This is a genomic window from Streptomyces sp. NPDC103540 (assembly GCF_055584445.1).
The window spans coordinates 147,216-167,215 of sequence record NZ_JBVJMA010000014.1; the positions used below are offsets into that span (position 1 = coordinate 147,216).

Consider the following 20,000-nt stretch of genomic DNA (forward strand, 5'->3'; position numbering starts at 1 on the left):
CGCTCAGGGCAGGTAGACGATGTTCGGGACGCCCGTCGTCGGATGCGGCGCGACCTCGGCCCGCACTCCGTAGACCTCCTTCAGCAGCTCCGGGGTGAGGACCTCGGCCGGCGGGCCCGCCGCCACCACCGTGCCGCCCGACAGGACGTACAGCCGGTCGCAGAAGAAGGCGGCCAGGTTGAGGTCGTGCAGGACGAGCAGGCCGGTGGCGGCGAGTCCCCGGACCAGTGCGAGGACCTCCAACCGGTAGCGGATGTCCAGGTGGTTGGTCGGCTCGTCGAGGGCGAGGAGCCCCGGCTCCTGGACGAGGGCGCGCGCGACGAGCACCCGCTGGCGCTCGCCGCCGGAGAGTTCGCCGAAGGCACGCGCGGCGAACGCCGCCATCCCCACGGTCTCCAGCGCCTCGGCCACCAGCCGCCTGTCCCCGGCCCCGTCCTGTTCCCAGAACCGCTTGTGCGGGCTGCGCCCCATGGCGACGACCTCGTGGACCGTCAGTCCGAAGGTCCCGTCGGCGTCCTGGGGGACGACCGCCACGACGCGGGCGCGTTCCTTGACGCCCAACTCCCCGGCGTCGAGCCCGTCGAGGAGCACGCGGCCGGCGGTGGGGCGCAGCGCGCCGTGGACGCAGCGCAGCAGGGTGGTCTTCCCGCTGCCGTTGGGGCCGACGACGCCGACGGTCTCGCCGGGCCGGGCGGCGAGGTCGACGCCGTGCAGCAGGGTGTGTCCGTCGACCTCGTAGCGCAGGGCCTCGACGGCGAGGGCCGCGGGAGGGCGGGCGGTCATCCGGTGATCCCTTCGGTACGGGTGGACCGGCGCAGCATCCACAGCAGGAACGGCCCGCCCACCAGTGCGGTGACCACGCCCACCGGTATCTCCTCCGGGGCGGCGGCGGTCCGGGCGAGCAGGTCGGCCAGGGTCAGGAAGACCGCTCCGGCCAGCGCGGACACCGGCAGCAGCGCCCGGTGGCCGGCGCCGACCACCATCCGGGCGGCGTGCGGGACCATCAGGCCGACGAAGCCGATCGCCCCGCTGTAGGCCACCAGCACCCCGATGACCAGGGAGGTGAGGACGAAGACGCCGGCCCGGAAGCGGCCGGCGTCCAGGCCGAGGGTGCGGGCTCCCTCCTCCCCGGCGAGGAGCAGGTCGAGCGGCCGGGCGAGGGTGACGAGCAGGGCGGTGCCCAGCAGCAGGGCGACCGCCGGCAGGGCGAGTTCGTCCCAGCGGGCGCCTCCGAGGCCGCCGAGCGTCCAGAACAGCACGGAGCGGACCTGGTCGGGCTGGGCGGACAGGACGAGGATCAGGCTGGTGAAGGCGGACAGGACGTACTGGACGGCGACGCCGGCGAGGATCAGACGTCCGGTGGTCATGGTCGTGCCGCGTCGGGCGAGGGCGTAGACGGCGACGAGGGCGACCAGGGAGCCGACGAAGGCGGCGAGGGGCAGGCCCACCCCGCCGAGGATCCCGACCGCGCCGAACACGATGACCAGGACCGCTCCCGCCGAGGCGCCCGAGGAGGCGCCGAGCAGGAAGGGGTCGGCGAGCGGGTTGCGCACCAGGGCCTGGAGCACCGTGCCGCAGACGGCGAGCCCCGCGCCGACGACCGCTCCGAGGAGCACCCGGGGCATCCGTACGTCCCACACGATGGAGGCGAAGGCCCCGCCGCCGGGCCCGGGGCCGGCGCGCAGGATGTCGAGCACCTGCCCCGGGGGGATCCGTACGGGCCCCAGGGCGAGGCCGGCGACGGTCGAGGCGAGGAGCGCGACGGTCAGCAGGGCGAGGACGGAGGCGGTTCGGCGCCGCCTCACGCGGCGTCGGGGTGCAGCTGGGACCCCAGGGACTCGACGGCGTCGGCGACGCGGACGCCGAGCACGGCGGAGGACAGCGGCAGGACGACGAACTTCCGGTCACGGACGGCGGGGACGGAGGCGAGCGCCGGGTCGTTCAGCAGGCGGCGCTTCTTCTCCTCGACGGTGGTGCCGCCGTAGTCGTAGATCAGCACGACCTGGGGCGCCCGCTCGATGACCTTCTCCCACGGGACGTCGCCGAAGGTGTCGTTCAGGTCGGCGAAGACGTTCGTGCCGCCCGCCAAGGAGATGATCTCGTTGCCGATGCCGCTGCCGCCGGAGGTGAAGGCGGAGCCCTCGCCCGAGTCGTAGACGAAGACGGACGGACGGGTGCGGTCCTTCACGCGGGCGGTGACGGCGTCGATGCGGCGCTGCTCGTCCGCGATCAGGGCGTCGCCGCGCTCGGGTACGCCGAAGGTGCGCGCGACCTCGCCGATCTCGGTCTTCAGTTGGCTGACGCCCACCGGGCCCTGGGTGCAGTACTCCACGCTGAGGCGGGTGTTGACGCCCGACTTCGCGAGGCCCTCGCGGTCGCGGCCCTGCCCCTTGTCGAAGGCGCTGGCGTAACCGCCGTACACGAAGTCGGGGTTGGCGCCGAGGAGCACCTCCTTCGAGGGGTACTCCCGCGCCAGCACCTTGATCTTGTCGTAGGCCGGCCGGTAGGCGGGCAGGACCGAGTCGTCGAGGTAGGCGGTGCCGACCATCCGGTCCTGCAGCCCGAGGGCCAGCATGATCTCGGTGGCGTGCTGGTTCATGGTCACCGCACGCCCGGGCGGGGCCTGGTAGGTGGTGCTGACCCCGCAGTTGGTGACGGTGTACGGGAAGCCGGGCGCGGCCTTCGGGGCCTCACCCGCCGTCGGGTCGGACTTCCCGGACGAGCCGGAGCACGCGGCGAGCGGTATGAGCAGGGCGAGCGGCAGGAACGCGCGCAGGGCGGCGCGGGAACGCGACATGGCGGAGCCTCTCCGGGGGATCCTCGTCCCCGGTCGAAGTGGAGGCGGCGCGGCAGTGTCTGACTCCCGAACCCCCGGAGGGGGCTCGGTCACAGTGGCGGGACCGCACCGGATTCACACCGGCTTCCTGACCTGCGCAGCCTGGGACAACGCGCCCAGTCTGCCAGACCCGCCGATCACCCCCACCCCCCACCCGCACCCCTTACACCGACGGGCGTGCACGCCCCGGTGGGCCGGAAGGCCCGCCCCACCGGCTGCCGCTCGCAGGGGCCGTCCTCCAAGGTCCGCATCCGCGAGGTCCCGACTTCGCGGATGCGGCCGATCTCAGCGGCTCCATGGCGCACCGTGCGCCACAGAACCGGCCCGCGCGCTGACGCGCGCCACGAGCACGCCGACACGTTCCGGAAGAGTCCGCCGCAACACGAACGCCCAGCCGAGAGGGGTCCTCTCAGCTGGGCGTTCGGCGTGAGCGCGCTGTTCACGATGGCAGGGGCGGCAGGATTCGAACCTGCGGCCTACGGTTTTGGAGACCGTTGCTCTGACCAGCTGAGCTACACCCCTTCGGTGGGACCAACGATGACACGTCGCGGCCCGAAGATCCACTCGATTCGGGGGTGGACCCGAGGGAATTCGGATCGTCCGCGCGGTGTGGGGGCCGGTCGCGGCGGTTCGGCACCGGGTGAACCAGGAGGCGGAACCAGCCACAAGTTACCGCGCCGCGTGTAGTGACTTACCAAGCAATCGACAGTAGAACTTGTTCTCACTCCGCCGAGAGTGAGGAAGGTCACATGAGTGACAAAAGCCTGCACAGCAAGGTATCCAAGGGCGTTTCCCGACGTGGATTCATAGCTGGAACCGGTTCCATTCTTGGGGCCATGGCGCTGTCGGTCAACGCCACCCCCGCCCATGCGCGCACCAGTGGCGCCGCCGCGGACACGCCGATCGGATCCGGCGTCCGGGTCCCGGTGTTGATCATCGGGAGCGGCTACGGCGGCTCGGTCGCCGCGCTGCGGCTCGCCCAGGCCGGCGTCGACGTCCACCTGATCGAGATGGGCATGGCCTGGGACACCCCGGGCAACGACGGCAAGATCTTCGCCAACACCACCAAACCCGACTACCGCTCGTACTGGTTGCGCACCCGCACCAAGGCCCCGCTCAGCAATTTCCTCGGGTTCCCCATCGACAAGGACGTGCCGAAGTACACGGGCATCCTGGACGCCGAGGAGATGGGAGGGATCATCGTCTACCAGGGCCGCGGGGTCGGCGGCGGCTCGCTCGTCAACGGCGGCATGGCCGTCACGCCCAAGCGGCAGAACTTCTCCGCCATCCTCCCGACGGTCGACGCCGACGAGATGTACGACACCTACTACCCGCGCGCCAACGCCGCGCTCGGGGTGGGCCTCATCGACCCGAACTGGTTCGACACGGTGGACTGTTACCAGTTCGCCCGCGTCGGCCGCAAGCACGCCCAACGCTCCGGCTTCCCCTTCGTCTTCGTACCCGACGTGTACGACTGGGACTACATGAAGCAGGAGGTCGCCGGGACCGTCCCCAAGTCCGCGGTCGACGGCGAGATCCTCTACGGCAACAACGCCGGCAAGAAGTCGCTCCAGAAGACCTACCTCGCCGCCGCCCGCGCGACCGGCAAGGTCACCGTCTCCCCCCTGCACCGGGTCACCACCGTCTCCCCCTCGGGCGGTGGCGGCTACACGGTCGTCATCGAGCAGTTGAACACCTCCGGCGGCGTCGTCACCACCAAGACCGTCACCGCCGACCGCGTCTTCTTCGCCGCGGGCAGCGTCGGCACCAGCAAGCTGCTGGTGCGGCTGAAGGCCACGGGCGCCCTGCCGAACCTGAACGACGAGGTCGGCAAGGGCTGGGGCGAGAACGGCAACGTCATGTGCGGCCGCGCGAACCACATGTGGGACCCGACCGGCAAGGTCCAGGCCTCCATCCCCTGCGGCGGCATCGACAACTGGGACGCGGGAGGCGCCTTCGCCGAGGTGGCCCCGCTGCCGACCGGGATCGAGACGTACGCCTCCTTCTACCTGTCGATCACCAAGAACCCCCACCGCGCCGAGTTCACCTGGAACGCCGCCGCGGGCCGGGTGGACCTGAACTGGCAGACCGCCTGGAAGCAACCCTCCATCAACATGGCGAAGACCATCTTCGACCGGATCAACTCCAAGGAGGGGACGATCTACCGGACCGACCTCTTCGGCACCAACAAGATCTGGGGCGACCACCTCACCTACCACCCCCTCGGAGGCGCGGTGTTGGGGAAGGCGACCGACAACTACGGTCGGCTGCACGGCCACCCGGGTCTGTACGTCATCGACGGAGCGCTGATCCCCGGCAACACCAGCGTGAACCCGTTCGTGACCATCACGGCCCTCGCCGAGCGCAACATCGAGAAGATCATCGCCACCGACCTCTGACGGCGGCGCGGCGGTACCGGGGTCGGCCGGAGGTTGCGGCCGACCCCGGCCCGCGTCAGCCGCCGCTGCCCGGCAGCACGCAGACGCTGTCGAGGCCCAGCACATGGTTGAGCCGGCCGAAGGCGAGCCAGGAGCCGATGCTCATGCTCAGCTCCACGATCTCCACCTGGCTGTAGTGCGCGGTCATCCGCTCCCAGAACTCCTCGTCGAGGTTGTGGTGGTCCAGGGCGTAGCGCTCCGCGTACTCGGCGGCCAGGCGGGTCCGGTCGTCGAACGCCTTGGTGGTGCGCCACTCGGTGACGGCGTCGGCGAACTCCTCCTCGACCTTCTCCCCGTCGCGGTCGGTGCGCCAGTCGAGGCAGAACACGCATCCGTTGATCTGCGCGACGCGCAGCCGGGCGGCCTCGAACTCGCGCAGGCCCAGGGTGGTGTGGGCGTAGACCGAGAGCGAGAAGTTGGCGGCGGCCATCCCGATGCCGGGGACGAGGTCGCCCCACACGTACTCGATCGGGTGCTGTCCTTCGGGGACGTCGATCCTCATGGCTGCTTCCTTCCGAGTTTGCCGACTGCGGGACGCAGCGGGACGTCGAGCGCGTCGTAGAGTCCGGGCTCGGCCGCCACCAGCCAGTCGATGGCGCCGACGAGCCGGCCGACGGCGGTGGCGTTGCCGCCCGCCGAACGGTTCTCGCCCTCGTCGGTGGCCTCGACGGTGACCTCGATCCGGGGCCGACCCTCGATGATCACGCGGTGGGCGCCGGCTCCGTCGGGTGGCGTGGGCCAGTCGGGGGCGCAGGAGGGGTGGATGCGGGTGACGTGCTCGATGACGATGCGGGGTTCGCCCTCGACGATGCCCTGCACCTCGAAGCGGATGGCGCCCTGCGTGCCGGCTTCGAAGGTGCCCATGGTCCGGGTGGTGACGGTGGTGTCGAGCGCGCGGCGTTGCGAGGTCTCGCGTATCTCGTCGAGTTCGACGCCCAGGGCGCGGGCCATCATCCGGATCTGCCCGCCCCAGACCATGGTGGGGACGGAGGGCCAGAGCATCATGGGCTCGTCGTCCATGGGGCGGCCCATGCCGACCAGGTCGCGGACGGAGTCCGGTTGGTCGTACGTGGAGTAGTCGAAGATCTCCTGGCAGCGGATCGCGTCGACGGTGGTGCCGAGGCCGCTGAGCAGCAGGGGGAGCACGTCGTTGCCCCAGCCGGGGTCCACGCCGGAGGCGAAGAGGGAGCCGCCGCCCTCGGCCACGGCGGCCAGCACCGGGTCGCGGAACTCCGCGGGCGCGTTGCGGTGGTCGTAGAGGGGGTAGAGGGCGGGGCTGACGACGGCCGCGCCGGCGGCGACGGCCCGGGTGATGTCGGCGAGCGCGTCGTCGGGGCGCACGTCCCCCGAGGCGGCGTAGACGACGGCCGCCGGGCGGGTGGCGAGGACCGCGCCGACGTCGTCGGTGGCCGTCACCCCCAAGGCGTGGTCGAGCCCGGCGAGTTCGCCCGCGTCGCGGCCGACCTTGGCGGGGTTGTGGACGATGACGCTGACGAGTTCGAGCGCCGGGTGGGCGTCGACGGCGCGGATCGCCGCGCGGCCGACGTTGCCGGTGCCCCAGACCACCGTGGGAATCATGCGCGGAGGGTAGCGAGGGGGGCCATAGGTGCCCAGGGCCGTGAAGCATGTTTTTCGGACGTCCCGCGCGGGGCACGGAACCCGAGGTGGACGCCCTCTTGACCGGGATGGTCCAGACCAATAGTTTCCGGGTTGCACAGCGCACGCGTTCTCGCACGGCCCCGGAGCACCACTCCCCCGCATCCGCAAAGGAAGCCCATGCGCCGCAGCACGCTCGGCAGACTCGCCGTCGCCGTCTGTTCCCTGTCCCTGCTGACCGCCTTCGCGCCGGCCGGCGCCACCGGGGACGGGGACGGGGCGCGCGGCCACGACCGCGCGTACCGCAAGGTCGGGTACTTCACCCAATGGGGCGTCTACGGAAGGGACTTCCAGGTCCAGGACCTCGACGCGAACGGCACCGCGGGCAGGCTCACCCACATCAACTACGCCTTCGGCAACATCGGCGCCGACGGCAAGTGCTTCACCGGCAACGTGCCGGGCGAGGCCGACGCCTGGGCCGACTACGCGCGCCCGCTGGACGCCGCGAACTCCGTGGACGGGGTGGCCGACACGGCGGAGCAGCCCCTCGCCGGCAACTTCAACCAGCTGAAGGAGCTGAAGGCGAAGCACCCGAACCTCAAGGTGCTGATCTCGCTGGGTGGTTGGAGCTGGTCCACGCACTTCTCCGACGCCGCCCTCACCGCCGCCTCGCGCGAGGCCCTCGTACGGTCCTGCCTCGACCTGTACATCAAGGGCAACCTCCCCCGGGACGGCGCCCGGGGCGGCGCCGGCGCGGCGGCGGGGGTCTTCGACGGCATCGACCTCGACTGGGAGTGGCCGGGCTCGGAGGGCGACACCGACACGAAGTACCGGCCGGAGGACAAGCGCAACTTCACCGCGCTGGTCGAGGAGTTCCGCCGACAGCTCGACGCCCTCGGGCGCGAGCGGCGGCGCGGCTACGAGCTGACGGCCTTCGTCCCCACGGCCCCCGCGAAGATCGACGCCGGCTTCGACGTCCGCCGCATCATGCGCAGCCTCGACTTCGTCACCCTCCAGGGCTACGACTTCCACGTGTCCGGGGAGGCGCGGACGGCCCAACAGTCCGCGCTGTACGCCCGGAACGACTTCAGCGTGTCCGGCACGGTCGACGCGTGGCTGCGGCGCGGTGCGCCGGCGCGCAAGCTGGTGGTCGGCATGCCGTTCTACGGTCAGGGCTGGACCGGGGTCTCCGGCGGCGGCGACGGCATGGGACGGCCCGCGACGGGGCCGGCCCCCGCGCGGTGGGCGGCCGGGTACGCGGACTACAAGGAGCTGAAGGAGCTGGCGGGCTCGGGCACCTACCGGCTGTACCGCGACCGGCGCGACGGGCACGCCTGGCTGTTCGACGGCACCACCCTGTGGACGTACGACGACCCGCAGGTCCTGCGCGCGAAGGCCCGGTACGTCCGCGAGGAGGGGCTGGGCGGGGCCATGTTCTGGTCCCTGGACGCCGACACCGCCGACGGCGAGCTGACGGCAGCCGTCGACCGGGGCCTGCGCGGCCACTGACCCGGCCGGTCCTCCGCCCCCCTCTCCCCCTCCCCCCGACCGGCGCCCCCGCGCCGTCCGACCGGCGCCGCCGGGCCGCGGAAGACCCATCCGGCCCGGCGGCGCCCACCACGTCCACGCCCCTACGCGGGCGGGGCATCGGGGCCCCGCAACAGATCGGGTTGTTCCACTTAGCGGAACAAAGTTCCACATGACGGAACCCTGTGGTCCAGACCTTACCCATTCGGGTGAGGCTCTCGATGTCTTGCCGGAAAATCTTCCGGATAACTGTTATTGGGACCCCTCTCGACGGTCTCCCAGTTGTTGGGCATCATCGACCGCCGGTACGGACAGGGACATCACATGGGTACACAGAACACGGCAGCTCTGGTGACGGCGGCCCGCGCGGGCGACCCCCGGGCGCAGGACGAACTCGTCAGCGCCCACCTGCCGCTGGTCTACAACATCGTCGGGCGGGCCCTGAACGGGTCCGTCGACGTCGACGACGTCGTGCAGGACACCATGCTGCGCGCGCTCGACGGGCTGCCCGGCCTCCGCGTCGACGAGAGCTTCCGCTCCTGGCTGGTGGCCATCGCCATGAACCGCGTACGGGCCCACTGGCAGTCCCGCGACCACGGCCTCGGCGCGAGCGGCCTGGAGGCGGCCGAGGACGTGGCCGACCCGGGCGCCGACTTCGCCGACCTGACCGTCGTACGGCTCCAGCTCTCGGGCCAGCGCCGCGAGACCGCCCGGGCCACGCGGTGGCTGGAGCCCGACGACCGCGCGCTGTTGTCCCTGTGGTGGCTGGAGTGCGCCGGCGAGCTGACCCGCGCGGAGATGGCCGCCGCGCTGGAGCTGCCCCCGCAGCACGCGGCGGTGCGCGTCCAGCGGATGAAGGCCCAACTGGAGGCGGCCCGAGTCGTGGAGCGGGCGCTGGAGGCGCAGCCGGTCTGCGAGGGGCTGCGGGCCGTGACCGGCACCTGGGACGGTCGGCCGTCGGCGCTGTGGCGCAAGCGCATAGCCCGGCACGCCCGGGAGTGCCTGCGCTGCTCGGGCCTGTGGAACGGACTGGTGCCGGCCGAGGGGCTGCTGGCCGGGCTGGCGCTGGTCCCGGTGACCGCCGCGCTGCTGGCGGGCGTACGGTCCGCCGTGACGGGCCTCGCCCCGACCGGCGCCACCGTCGCCGGCACGGCCGACCTCGCCGGCGCGGCGGACCTCTCGGGCTCCGCTCACGCCGCCGACGCCGCGTCCTTCGCCGACGCCGCCACCCAACTCGCCCCGGTCGTCTCCACCCCCGTCGTCTCCGGCCCGGGCCGCGCCGCCCGACGTCGCGGGGGCGACTCGGGCGCCACCGGCGAGGGAATCGCCCCGGGCGACGGTTCCGGCGGGCGGGGAGCCGAGCGCAAGCGGCGCCAGAACCGCCGCAGGGCCATCGGCGGCGCGGTCCTCGCCGCCTGCGTGGCGGGAGGCGGACTGGTCTACCTCGGCTCGATGCCCGGAAAGCGCGACGCCGAGGCGGGCGGGGCGGCGTCCGCTTCCCCGGCCATGGCCCTGGCCGCGCCCGACACCGCGTCCGTCCCGCCCTCCGCTTCCGCCTCCGCCTCTCCCTCCGCTTCCGCGTCGGCCTCCGCGTCCCCCTCGGCCTCCGCCTCCGCCTCGGCGTCGGCCGCCACGAGCAGCGCCCCGGCGCCCTCGCCCACGCCGACCCGCAAGGCGTCGAGCCGCCCGCCGGCGCCCGCCCCGGCTCCCCCCTCGGGCATCGCCGGCCAGGTGGTCGCGCTCGTCAACTCCGAGCGGGCGGCGGCCGGCTGCGGACCGCTCAAGGAGGACGCGCAGCTGCGCGCGGCCGCCCAGGGCCACTCCGCCGACATGGCGGCGCGGGACTTCTTCGCGCACACCAACCCCGACGGCGCCGACCCGGGCGCGCGGACCACGGCCTCCGGGTACCGCTGGTCGACGTACGGGGAGAACATCGCCAAGGGCCAGCAGACCGCGCAGTCGGTGATGGACTCGTGGATGAAGAGCCCGGGCCACCGCGCCAACATCCTCAACTGCTCCTTCAAGGACATCGGCGTGGGCATCCACCAGGGCGCCGGCGGCCCGTGGTGGACCCAGAACTTCGGCGCCCGCTGAGCCCTCGGTCCCCGCGCGGGCACCGCCCCGACCCCCTGGGGCGGCGCCGCGCGACCGTGTCGCGGGTGACCTTCGGTGACCCGTAGGTGACGGACCGGCCACCCCCTGCCTCCCTTTGACTCATAATCCGGGCAAGATAGGACCTGGAGTCGAACGGGCAGATCAGGGCGGAGGGGGTTCGAAGATGGCGAGGAGGGAGCTGCGGCCCCATCAGCGCGAGGCGGTCGACGCCGTCGTGCGCGCCTTGCAGCTGCCCCCTTCCGGACGGGTTCCGGAGCGGGGCCTGCGCACCCAGGTGATCATGGCCACCGGTTCCGGGAAGTCGCTGGTCGCCGTCCGCTCGTCGGAGGAGATGCGGGCCGGCCGGGTGCTGGTGCTGGTCCCCTCCCTCGACCTGCTGGTGCAGACCGTGGCGGCCTGGCGGGAGGGCGGTCGCACGGGGCGCAGCCTCGCGGTGTGCTCGTTGCGCGGCGAGGACGCGGGCGTGCCGACCACCACGGATCCGGGTGAACTGGCCCGCTGGTGCGCCCGCCCGCTGGAGCGGGTGACGGTGTTCGCCACGTACGCCTCCCTGGGCCTGGGCACGATCGAGCGCGCCCACCTGGCCGGCCTGCCCTCCTGGGACCTGGTCGTCGTCGACGAGGCCCACCGCACGTCGGGGCGGATCGGCAAGCCGTGGGCGGTGGTCCACGACAACACGCGCATCCCCTCGCTGCGCCGGCTGTACATGACGGCCACCCCCCGGGTGTGGCGGGACGGCGAGAGCCCCGAGGAGGGTGAGGAGCCGTCCGGGGGCGATGCGGCCGGGGCGCGGACCTCGGCGGAGACCGCGGCGGGCGGGGTGGTGCGGGGCGGCGGCGAGTTGGTCGCCTCGATGGAGGACGATCCGCGGGGCCCCTTCGGCGCCCGCTGCCACACGCTGTCGCTGTCGGAGGCCATCGACCGGGGCATCTGCGCACCGTACCGGGTGGTGTGCGTGGACGTCAGCGACCCCGGGTTCCGGTCGGCCCTGCTGTTGGGCGCGGACGGGCGTTCGGACCGGGTGCGCGGGATGCGGCTGGCCGCGCTCCAGGCGGCGTTGGTGACGGCCGCGGCGGACCAGGGCTTCCGGCGGACCCTGGTGTTCCACCACCTGACCAAGGAGGCCGAGGCCTTCGCGGCGGGCCTGCCGGCGGTCGCGGCGCGGTTGCGGCTGACGAGCCGGAGCCCCCGCCCCGTCCACCCCCGTACGGTCTGGGCGGACTGGCTGTGCGGCCAGCACACGGCGGCGCACCGGCGGCGGGTGCTGGAGGCGTTCGCCGCCGACCGGGTGGCGGACAAGGCCTTCCTCGGCAGCGTGCGGGTGTTGGGCGAGGGGGTCGACACCAAGGAGTGCGACTCGGTGTTCTGGGCGGACGTGCGCGGATCCATGCCCGACCTCGTGCAGGCCGTGGGCCGCGCCCTGCGGATCCGGCCCGGCGAGGGCAAGGTGGCCTCCCTGGTGGTCCCGGTGCTGCTCGGACCGGGCGAGACGCCCGACACGATGCTCACCTCGCGGGCCTACGGGGACCTCGCGCGACTGTTGGAGGCCCTGCGGGCGCACGACGCGCGGCTGGTGGAGGACCTGGCGCAGCCCCAGGCGCCGAGCCGGGGCGCGGCCGGCGCCGCGATCGGCGGCGGCGGCCTGGGTCCGGGAGCGGGGGCCCGGGCGTTGCTGAGCTTCTCCACGCCGCGGGATCCGGCGCTGCTGGCGGCCTTCATCCGGCTGCGCGTCCTGCATCCCGAGCACACGCGGTGGCGGCGGGGCGTCGAGGCGGCCCGGATCCACGTGGAGACGGTCGGGGACCTGCGGGTGCCGTTCGCGTTCCGGGTGCCGGCGGGGGACGAGCGGTGGCCGGCGTCGTTGGCCTCCTTCCCGCTGGGGCAGTGGATCGCGGACGCGCGGCGCACGTACCGCCGGGGCGCCCTGGGCCGTGAGCGGACGGCGGAGTTGGAGGCGCTCGGCATGGTGTGGAGCCAGGTCGACGTGGCCTTCGAGGAGGGGCTGACGGCGGCGCGCGCCTGGGCGGCGGAGCACGGGCACCTGTTGCCGCCGGTGGAGGCGTGCCTGCACGGGGCGCCGGTCGGGGTGTGGATGAAGAACAACCGGGCGGCGGCCCGGCGGGAGGGTCCGGGGGCGCTGGCGCGGGAGCGCCGGGACGCCCTGGACGAGATCGACCCGTCCTGGTGCCCGGCCTGGGACATCGGCTGGCAGCGGGCCTTCCACCTGACGCGGGTGCACCTGGACGCGGGCGGGCGGTTGCCGCTCGGTCCCGGTGAGGTGGTGGTGCAGGGCGAGGACCTGGGGTCGTGGGTGCGGGCCCAACGGTTGGGGTGGGAGCGGCTGGCGTGGGCGCAGCGGTGGCTGCTGGAGCACACGTTGGGGGTGGGCGCGGCGACGGAGTCCGAACGGCCGCCCGCGCGCCGCAGCCACGCGGTGGCCTGGGCGGAGCACCTGGAGGCGGCCCGGGCCTTCCGTTCCCGCGAGGGGCACCTGCGGGTTCCGCGTACGCACGTGGAACCCGTCGGCGGGCGCGAGCTGCGGCTCGGGGCGTGGATCGCCAACCAGCGCTCCCGGGCGGCGGGGCTGTCCCCGGAGCGGGCGGCCGCCCTGTCGCAGCTGGGGATGCGCTGGTCGGCGTCGGCCTGAGGCGGTCCTTCGACCGGGTCGGCGGTCCGACCGGGTCGGTCCTCCCGCCGAGGCGGTGGTCCGTCAGTGGTGGAAGCCCGAGCGGGGCTCGGTGGCGGGGACCGGCTGGGGGTGGGCGGCGAGGTGCTCGACGGCCCGGCGCAGGTCGCCGACGAGCAGGGCGATCTGGTCGCGGGTGACGCCGTGCCGGATCAGCACGCGCTGGATCACGGTCTCCTGCCGGTCGCGCGGCAGCGGGTACGAGGGCACCTGCCAGCCGCGCATGCGGAGCCGGTCGGAGAGGTCGTAGAGGCTGAAGCCGGCGCCGGCGGGGTCGGTGAGGGTGTACGAGACGGCGGGCAGCGCGCCCCTGCCGTCGTAGAGCAGGGTGAAGGGGCCCATGTCGGCGATCTGGGCGGCGAGGTAGCGGGCGGTGTCCGCGCAGGCCTCCTGGACGCGCCGGTAGCCGCCGCGGCCCAGCCGCAGGAACAGGTAGTACTGGGCGATGACCTCGCCGCCCGGGCGGGAGAAGTTCAGGGCGAAGGTCGGCATGTCGCCGCCGAGGTAGTCCACGTCGAAGACGAGGTCGGCCGGGAGCAGGTCGGCGGTGCGCCACACGATCCAGCCGACGCCGAGCGGTGCGAGCCCGTACTTGTGGCCGGAGGTGTTGACGGAGGCCACGCGGGGCAGGCGGAAGTCCCAGACGACGTCGGGGTGGAGGAAGGGGGCGACGAAGCCGCCGCTGGCCGCGTCGACGTGGACGGGCACGTCCCAGCCGTGTTCGGCCTGGATGCGGTCGAGTTCGGCGGCGATCTCGGCGACGGGTTCGTAGTCGCAGGTGTAGGTGACGCCGAGGATGGCGACCACGCCGATGGTGTTCTCGTCGACGTGGGCGGCGAGCTGGTGGGGGCGCAGTCCGGTGGCGCCGGGTTCCAGGGGGACCTGGCGGAGCTCGACGTCGAAGTAGCGGGCGAACTTCTCCCAGCAGATCTGTACGGGTCCGCAGACGAGGTTGGGGCGGTCGGTGGGCAGTCCCGCGGCGCGGCGGCGTTCGCGCCAGCGCCATTTGAGGGCGAGTCCGCCGAGCATGGCGGCCTCGCTGGAGCCGGTGGTGGAGCAGCCGGTGCCCGCGACGCCGGGCGGGGCGTTCCAGAGGTCGGCGAGGATGTTGACGCAGCGGGCCTCGATCTCGGCGGTCTGCGGGTACTCGTCCTTATCGATCATGTTCTTGTCGAGGCACTCGTTCATCAGGCGGTGCACGCCCTCGTCCGACCAGGTGGTGCAGAAGGTGGCCAGGTTCTGGGCGGCGTTGCCGTCGAGGAGCAGCTCGTTGTGCAGGAGCGAGTAGACGACCTCCGAGGGGGAGTGGTCCTCGGGGATCCGGTACTTGGGGAGGATCTCGCCACTGAGGGCGGACGCGAACACGTCCGTGTCGCCGTCACCGTCGCGCACGTCCTTCGTCTGATGAAGAGGCATATCGGGACTATAGGGGCGATATCGCCGCAACTGCGGTTCCGGCGGGGCTCGGGCGGGGCTCGGCGATGCCATCGCTTCCGGCCTTCTCACGGAACGTGACGCCGTGCACACAACTCCGGATTCGCCGTAAAAATTACTGCCAGGTAGGATTACTTCCGTAGATCTTCCCGTCCGGACCACTGGAGCCGGTCCGGACGGGAAGATCACGCAATTCGTTCTATAGGCAACCTATCCACCGATGTCCGGATAGCGGTCAACTGCTGTCATGGCCCTGATAGTTCTTCGGCCATGAACAAGATCACCCGCAGGCAGGCCTTGGGCACAACTGCCGGCGCACTCACCGTCCTCGGCATAGCGGGCGCCACCGCGCACGCAGCCGCCACCGACTCCCGGGCCGCCGCCACCCCCGCCGGCACGGTCGACGAGGTGTACCAGGGCCGTCGCATCCAGATATCCCCCGCCACCGGGGGCGGCCACCACGGTGGTCACCACGGAGCCGGCCTGCCCACCGTCCGCATCGACGGTCGCGAGCTGCACGTGATGCGCAACGCCGACGGCACCTGGATCAGCGTGGTCAACCACTACGAGACCTTCGCCGACCCGACCTCGCTCGCCCGCGCCGCCGTGCGCGAGCTGCGCGGCGCCACGCTCCTGCCCTTCGACCCGATGGGAGGCGCGGCATGACCGTCCGCAAGAACCAGGCCACGCTGACCGCCGCCGAGAAGCGCGCCTTCACCAACGCGCTCCTGGAGCTGAAGCGCACCGGCCGCTACGACCGGTTCGTCACCACGCACAACGGCTTCATCATGAGCGACACCGACTCGGGCGACCGGGTGGGCCACCGCTCCCCCTCCTTCCTCCCCTGGCACCGCCGGTTCCTGCTGGAGTTCGAGCAGGCGCTCCAGGCGGTGGACGCGAGCGTGACCATCCCGTACTGGGACTGGACCGCCGACCGCACCTCCCGCTCCTCCCTGTGGGCCGCCGACTTCCTCGGCGGCACCGGTCGCGCCCGCGACGGCCAGGTCATGGACGGCCCCTTCGCGTACGCCACGGGCAGGTGGGAGATCAGCGTCCGCGTCGACGGCCGCTCCTACCTGCGGCGCACGCTCGGCGAGGGCGTCGCGCAGCTGCCGACCCGCGCCGAGGTGGACGCCGTCCTCGCCATGCCGGTCTACGACATGGCCCCCTGGAACAGCTCCTCGAACGGCTTCCGCAACAACCTGGAGGGCTGGCGCGGGGCCAACCTCCACAACCGGGTGCACGTGTGGGTCGGCGGCCAGATGGGCACCGGCGTCTCCCCCAACGACCCGGTGTTCTGGATGCACCACGCCTTCGTGGACAAGCTGTGGGCCGACTGGCAGGCCAAGAACCCGCAGTCCACGTACCTGCCCGCCGCGGGCACCCCGAACGTGGTGGACCTGCGCGACACCATGCGGCCGTGGAACGACGTGACCCCGGCCGACATGCTGGACCACCGCAAGTTCTACACGTTCGACACCGAGCCGGTCGCCGCCGCCAGCCAGCGGTAGTGCAGCTCGGGGCGGCCGACCTGGCCGTACCGGGGGGCACGGTCCGCGCGACCGGTGTCCACCAGGTGCTCCAGGTACCGGCGGGCGGTGATCCGCGAGATCCCGGCCGCCTCGGCCGCCCCCGCGGCGGTCAGCCCCTCGGGCGCCGCCCGCAACAGCGCCACGACCCGCTCCAGGGTCGGGGCGCTCAGCCCTTTGGGCAGCTCCGTCGGGCCGGGCGCGCGCAGTGCGGCGAGCGCCCGGTCCACGTCGTCCTGGCCGACCGCCTCGCCCGCCGCCGCGCGGAACTCGGCGTAGCGCAGGAGCCGCTCGCGCAGGGTGGGGAACGCGAAGGGCTTCAGCACGTACTGCACGACGCCCAGCGAGACGCTCTCGCGGACCACCGCGAGGTCCCGCGCCGAGGTCACCGCGATCACGTCGACGGGGTGGCCCGCGGCCCTCAGTCCGCGCGCGAAGCGCAGGCCGTTGCCGTCGGGCAGCGTGAGGTCGAGGAGCAGCAGGTCGACGCGGGTGCGCTCCAGGACCCGACCGGCCTCGGCCAGCGTGTGGACGGCCGCCACGGCGGTGAAGCCGGGCACCCGGCCGACGTAGAGCGCGTGGGCGTCGGCGGCGACGGGGTCGTCCTCGACGACCAGGACGCGCACCGGCCGCCCGGCGCCGGAGGCCGCGCTCATCGGGCCGCCTCCGCGAGCGGCAGGCGCACGGTGAACTCCGCGCCGCCCTCCGGCCCCCGGCCGGTCTCCACGCCGCCCCCGTGCCGGTCGGCCACCTGACGGACCAGCGCGAGGCCGAGGCCCCGCCCCTCCCCCTTGCCGGACCAGCCGCGCCGGAAGACGTCCACCCCCTCGGGCAGACCCGGGCCGTTGTCCGCGACGCACAGCAGCAGCCCGCCCCCGTCCCGTCGCACGGTGACGCGGATCCGCCCGCCCGGTACGCCGGTCAGGGCGTCGAGGGCGTTGTCGATCAGGTTGCCGAGCACCGTGACGAGGTCCCGGGCCGGCGGCACCCCGGGCTGCCCGGCGTCGACCGCGCCGTCGTCCGGGGTGACGAGCAGTTCGACGCCCCGCTCGTGCGCCTGCGCGGCCTTGCCGAGGAGCAGGGCGACCAGCACCGGCTCGCCCACGGCGGTGACGACCTCGTCGGTGAGCGCCTGGGCCAGCTCCAGTTCGGCGGTGGCGAACTCCACCGCCTCCTGCGCGCGGCCCAGTTCGATCAGGGAGACCACGGTGTGCAGCCGGTTCGCGGCCTCGTGCGCCTGCGAACGCAGGGCCTGGGTGAATCCTCGTTCGAGGTCCAATTCGCCGGACAGCGACTGGAGTTCGGTGTGGTCGCGCAGGGTGATCACGGTGCCGCGGCGGCCACCGCCGGCGACGGGCGAGCTGTTGACGACGAGCACCCGCTCCGCCGTGAGGTGGACCTCGTCCACCCGGGGCCGGTCGGCGAGGAGGGCCCCGGTCAGCGGGGCGGGCAGCCCCAGGTCGTCCACCTTCCGGCCGGTGCTCTGCCCGCGCAGGCCCAGCAGTTCGCGTCCCGCGTCGTTGACCAGCGTGATCCTGCGGCGACCGTCGAGCATCAGCAGACCTTCCCGGACCCCGTGCAGGGCCGCCTGGTGGTAGTCGTACATCCGGCTCAGCTCGGCGGCGTTCATGCCGTGGGTGTGGCGGCGCAGCCGGGCGTTGATGACGTACGTACCCGCTCCGCCCAGCGCCAGCGCCCCCGCCGCCACCCAGCCGAGGGCGGTGAGCTGCGCCGCGAGCCGGTCGCTGACGGCGCGGACGGTGATCCCCGCGCTGACCAGGCCGACGATCCGGCCGTCCGCGCCGATCAGCGGAGTGATCACGCGGATCGAGGGGCCGAGGGTACCGGTGTAGGTCTCGCCGAAGGTCTCCCCGCGCAGGGCGCGGGCCGTGTTGCCGAGGTAGCGCTCGCCGATGCGACCCGGATCGGGGTGGGTCCAGCGCCGGCCGTCCGGGGCCATGATCGTCACGAAGTCCACGCCGGTGTCGGCGCGGACCCGTTCCGCGTAGGGCTGGAGCGTGACGGTCGGATCCGGGGCGCTCGGATTCGTGACGGTCGGATCCGGGGCGCTCGGATCCGGGGCGCTCGGATCCGCCGCGACTCCGCCCGCGGCCTCCCGCACCGACGGCGAGTCGGCGACGGCCCGGGCCACGGCCCCGGCCTGCCGCCGGGCGGCGTCCTCGGCCTGGCCCCGGGCGGTCGCGTAGGCGAAGACCGCGCAGCCGGCGACGACGACGGCGACGAGCAGCACCTGCATGGCGAAGAGCTGGCCGGCGAGGCTCCGGGGCGGCCGAGGGAAGCGGAACATGGCGCTCAGTGTGCACCGGCTCGTGAACTCAATGAACGCAAGGGTGACCGGGGTCACAGGGTGGGCGATGGTCTCCCGGAACGCAATCACGAACCGGGAGGCGCACGTGGCCGCCAGACGCGACAGAACCCACTACCTCTACATCGCGGTGATCGCCGCGGTGGTGCTCGGCATCGTCGTGGGCTTCGCCGCGCCGGGCGTGGCCGTGGAGCTCAAACCCTTGGGCACCGGCTTCGTCAACCTCATCAAGATGATGATCTCCCCGGTGATCTTCTGCACGATCGTGCTGGGCATCGGATCGGTGCGCAAGGCCGCCAAGGTCGGCGCCGTGGGCGGGCTGGCCCTCGGGTACTTCATGGTGATGTCCACGGTGGCCCTCGCCATCGGACTGCTGGTGGGCAACCTGCTGGAACCCGGCAGCGGGCTGCACCTGACCGAGGCCGCGCGGCACGCCGGCGAGGCGCAGGCCAAGGCGGGCGGGGCGCAGAGCACCCCGGAGTTCCTGCTGGGGATCATCCCGACCACGTTGGTGTCGGCCTTCACCGGCGGGCAGGTGCTCCAGACGCTGCTCGTCGCGCTGCTGTGCGGGTTCGCGCTCCAGGCCATGGGCACGGCCGGCGAGCCGGTGCTGCGCGGGATCGGGCACGTGCAGCGGCTGGTCTTCCGCGTGCTGGCGATGATCATGTGGGCCGCGCCGGTGGGCGCGTTCGGAGCGATCGCGGCGGTGGTCGGCGCGACCGGCGTCGACGCGCTCAAGTCCCTCGCGGTCATCATGATCGGCTTCTACGCGACCTGCGTGCTGTTCGTCTTCGTGGTGCTGGGCGCGCTGCTGCGGCTGTGCACCGGGATCAACGTGTTCACCCTGCTGCGCTACCTCGGCCGGGAGTTCCTGCTGATCCTGTCGACCTCCTCCTCCGAGTCGGCCCTGCCGCGCCTGATCGCGAAGATGGAGCACCTGGGCGTCTCGCGGCCGGTCACCGGCATCACCGTGCCGACCGGATACTCCTTCAACCTGGACGGCACGGCCATCTACCTCACGATGTCCTCGCTGTTCGTCGCCGAGGCGATGGGCAAGCCGCTGGCCCTGGGCGAGCAGGTCTCGCTGCTGCTGTTCATGATCGTGGCCTCCAAGGGCGCGGCCGGCGTCACCGGCGCGGGCCTGGCCACCCTGGCGGGCGGGCTCCAGACGCACCGGCCCGAACTGGTCGACGGGGTCGGCCTGATCGTGGGCATCGACCGGTTCATGAGCGAGGCACGGGCCCTCACCAACTTCGCGGGCAACGCCGTCGCCACCGTCCTGATCGGAACGTGGACCAAGGAGTTCGACCGGGAGCGGGCCACCGAAGTCCTCGCCGGCCGGCTGCCGTTCGACGAGGCGACGCTGGTGGACGACGGACACGCCGCGCCGGCCGAACCGGGCGCGGACCCCGCCCCCGTACCCGCGCCGTCGACCGCCACCAAGGACAAGGACGGGGTGCCGGCCTAGGCCGGCCTTCCCCCACAGCCGCCGGCCGGGCAGGGCTCGCCCCCA

The 20,000-nt window shown here is 73.0% G+C and carries 15 protein-coding genes, 1 tRNA gene and 1 riboswitch; of the genes, 7 read left to right on the top strand and 9 right to left on the bottom strand.

Features of this window, described 5'->3' with window-relative positions:
• Window positions 1-3: 3 nt before the first annotated feature.
• The 4 genes from ACZ6ZI_RS30085 to ACZ6ZI_RS30100 form a co-directional block, all read right to left on the bottom strand.
• Window positions 4-783 (bottom strand): ABC transporter ATP-binding protein, encoded by a 780-nt coding sequence (locus ACZ6ZI_RS30085; RefSeq protein WP_469526005.1) that lies wholly within the window; start codon window positions 781-783, stop codon window positions 4-6.
• Window positions 780-1,805 (bottom strand): FecCD family ABC transporter permease, encoded by a 1,026-nt coding sequence (locus tag ACZ6ZI_RS30090; protein ID WP_469526007.1) that lies wholly within the window; start codon window positions 1,803-1,805, stop codon window positions 780-782. Before ACZ6ZI_RS30090 ends, ACZ6ZI_RS30085 begins: the two co-directional genes overlap by 4 nt.
• Window positions 1,802-2,797 carry an ABC transporter substrate-binding protein gene (locus ACZ6ZI_RS30095; RefSeq protein ID WP_469526010.1) on the bottom strand — a complete coding sequence of 332 codons (996 nt, stop codon included), beginning with the start codon at window positions 2,795-2,797 and terminating at the stop codon, window positions 1,802-1,804. Before ACZ6ZI_RS30095 ends, ACZ6ZI_RS30090 begins: the two co-directional genes overlap by 4 nt.
• Before the next feature lie 35 nt (window positions 2,798-2,832).
• A riboswitch (cobalamin riboswitch) is annotated at window positions 2,833-2,948 on the bottom strand.
• 333 nt (window positions 2,949-3,281) lie between these two features.
• Window positions 3,282-3,358: transfer RNA gene (locus ACZ6ZI_RS30100), tRNA-Trp, on the bottom strand.
• 227 nt (window positions 3,359-3,585) lie between these two features.
• Here ACZ6ZI_RS30100 and ACZ6ZI_RS30105 point away from each other — a divergent pair.
• On the top strand, window positions 3,586-5,235 hold the full coding sequence (locus ACZ6ZI_RS30105) for a GMC oxidoreductase (protein WP_469526011.1): 1,650 nt from the start codon (window positions 3,586-3,588) through the stop codon (window positions 5,233-5,235).
• A gap of 55 nt (window positions 5,236-5,290) precedes the next feature.
• On the opposite strand, the gene ACZ6ZI_RS30110 is transcribed toward ACZ6ZI_RS30105, so the two are convergent.
• Window positions 5,291-5,776: a carboxymuconolactone decarboxylase family protein gene (locus ACZ6ZI_RS30110; protein WP_363059662.1), complete on the bottom strand. Its 486-nt coding sequence runs from the start codon at window positions 5,774-5,776 to the stop codon at window positions 5,291-5,293.
• Window positions 5,773-6,852, bottom strand: a complete 1,080-nt coding sequence (locus ACZ6ZI_RS30115; RefSeq protein WP_469526015.1) for an NAD(P)H-dependent amine dehydrogenase family protein — start codon at window positions 6,850-6,852, stop codon at window positions 5,773-5,775. The genes ACZ6ZI_RS30110 and ACZ6ZI_RS30115 overlap by 4 nt, the downstream gene beginning before the upstream one ends.
• A gap of 198 nt (window positions 6,853-7,050) precedes the next feature.
• On the opposite strand from ACZ6ZI_RS30115, the gene ACZ6ZI_RS30120 reads away from it, so the two are divergent.
• The 3 genes from ACZ6ZI_RS30120 (at window position 7,051) to ACZ6ZI_RS30130 (ending at window position 13,159) form a co-directional block, all read left to right on the top strand.
• Entirely contained in the window at window positions 7,051-8,379 is a 1,329-nt protein-coding gene (locus tag ACZ6ZI_RS30120; protein ID WP_469526016.1) for a glycoside hydrolase family 18 protein, read from the top strand.
• A 342-nt stretch (window positions 8,380-8,721) separates the two neighbouring features.
• Window positions 8,722-10,491, top strand: a complete 1,770-nt coding sequence (locus ACZ6ZI_RS30125) for a sigma-70 family RNA polymerase sigma factor (protein ID WP_469526019.1) — start codon at window positions 8,722-8,724, stop codon at window positions 10,489-10,491.
• Window positions 10,492-10,675: 184 nt separating this feature from the next.
• Complete coding sequence (locus tag ACZ6ZI_RS30130; RefSeq protein WP_469526022.1) at window positions 10,676-13,159, top strand: helicase associated domain-containing protein; 2,484 nt, start codon at window positions 10,676-10,678, stop codon at window positions 13,157-13,159.
• Window positions 13,160-13,222: 63 nt separating this feature from the next.
• On the opposite strand, the gene ACZ6ZI_RS30135 is transcribed toward ACZ6ZI_RS30130, so the two are convergent.
• Window positions 13,223-14,614 (bottom strand): glutamate decarboxylase, encoded by a 1,392-nt coding sequence (locus ACZ6ZI_RS30135; protein ID WP_469526023.1) that lies wholly within the window; start codon window positions 14,612-14,614, stop codon window positions 13,223-13,225.
• Between the two features lie 288 nt (window positions 14,615-14,902).
• Between ACZ6ZI_RS30135 and melC1 the strand changes: the two genes are divergently transcribed.
• Both melC1 and melC2 read left to right on the top strand, forming a co-directional pair.
• Window positions 14,903-15,298 (top strand): apotyrosinase chaperone MelC1, encoded by a 396-nt coding sequence (gene melC1, locus ACZ6ZI_RS30140; protein ID WP_363059678.1) that lies wholly within the window; start codon window positions 14,903-14,905, stop codon window positions 15,296-15,298.
• Entirely contained in the window at window positions 15,295-16,143 is an 849-nt protein-coding gene (melC2, locus tag ACZ6ZI_RS30145) for a tyrosinase MelC2 (RefSeq protein WP_363059680.1), read from the top strand. The genes melC1 and melC2 overlap by 4 nt, the downstream gene beginning before the upstream one ends.
• Here the strand turns inward: melC2 and ACZ6ZI_RS30150 are convergent.
• Window positions 16,098-16,817, bottom strand: coding sequence for a response regulator (locus tag ACZ6ZI_RS30150; RefSeq protein ID WP_469526027.1), 720 nt, complete (start codon window positions 16,815-16,817; stop codon window positions 16,098-16,100). The two genes, melC2 and ACZ6ZI_RS30150, sit on opposite strands and share 46 nt — an antisense overlap.
• Window positions 16,814-18,469: a sensor histidine kinase gene (locus ACZ6ZI_RS30155; protein ID WP_469526029.1), complete on the bottom strand. Its 1,656-nt coding sequence runs from the start codon at window positions 18,467-18,469 to the stop codon at window positions 16,814-16,816. The genes ACZ6ZI_RS30150 and ACZ6ZI_RS30155 overlap by 4 nt, the downstream gene beginning before the upstream one ends.
• Window positions 18,470-18,536: 67 nt before the next feature.
• Between ACZ6ZI_RS30155 and ACZ6ZI_RS30160 the strand changes: the two genes are divergently transcribed.
• The gene (locus tag ACZ6ZI_RS30160; protein ID WP_469526032.1) at window positions 18,537-19,955 is read left to right on the top strand and encodes a cation:dicarboxylate symporter family transporter; all 1,419 of its coding nucleotides are present in this window, start codon (window positions 18,537-18,539) and stop codon (window positions 19,953-19,955) included.
• The last annotated feature ends 45 nt before the right edge of the window (window positions 19,956-20,000 follow it).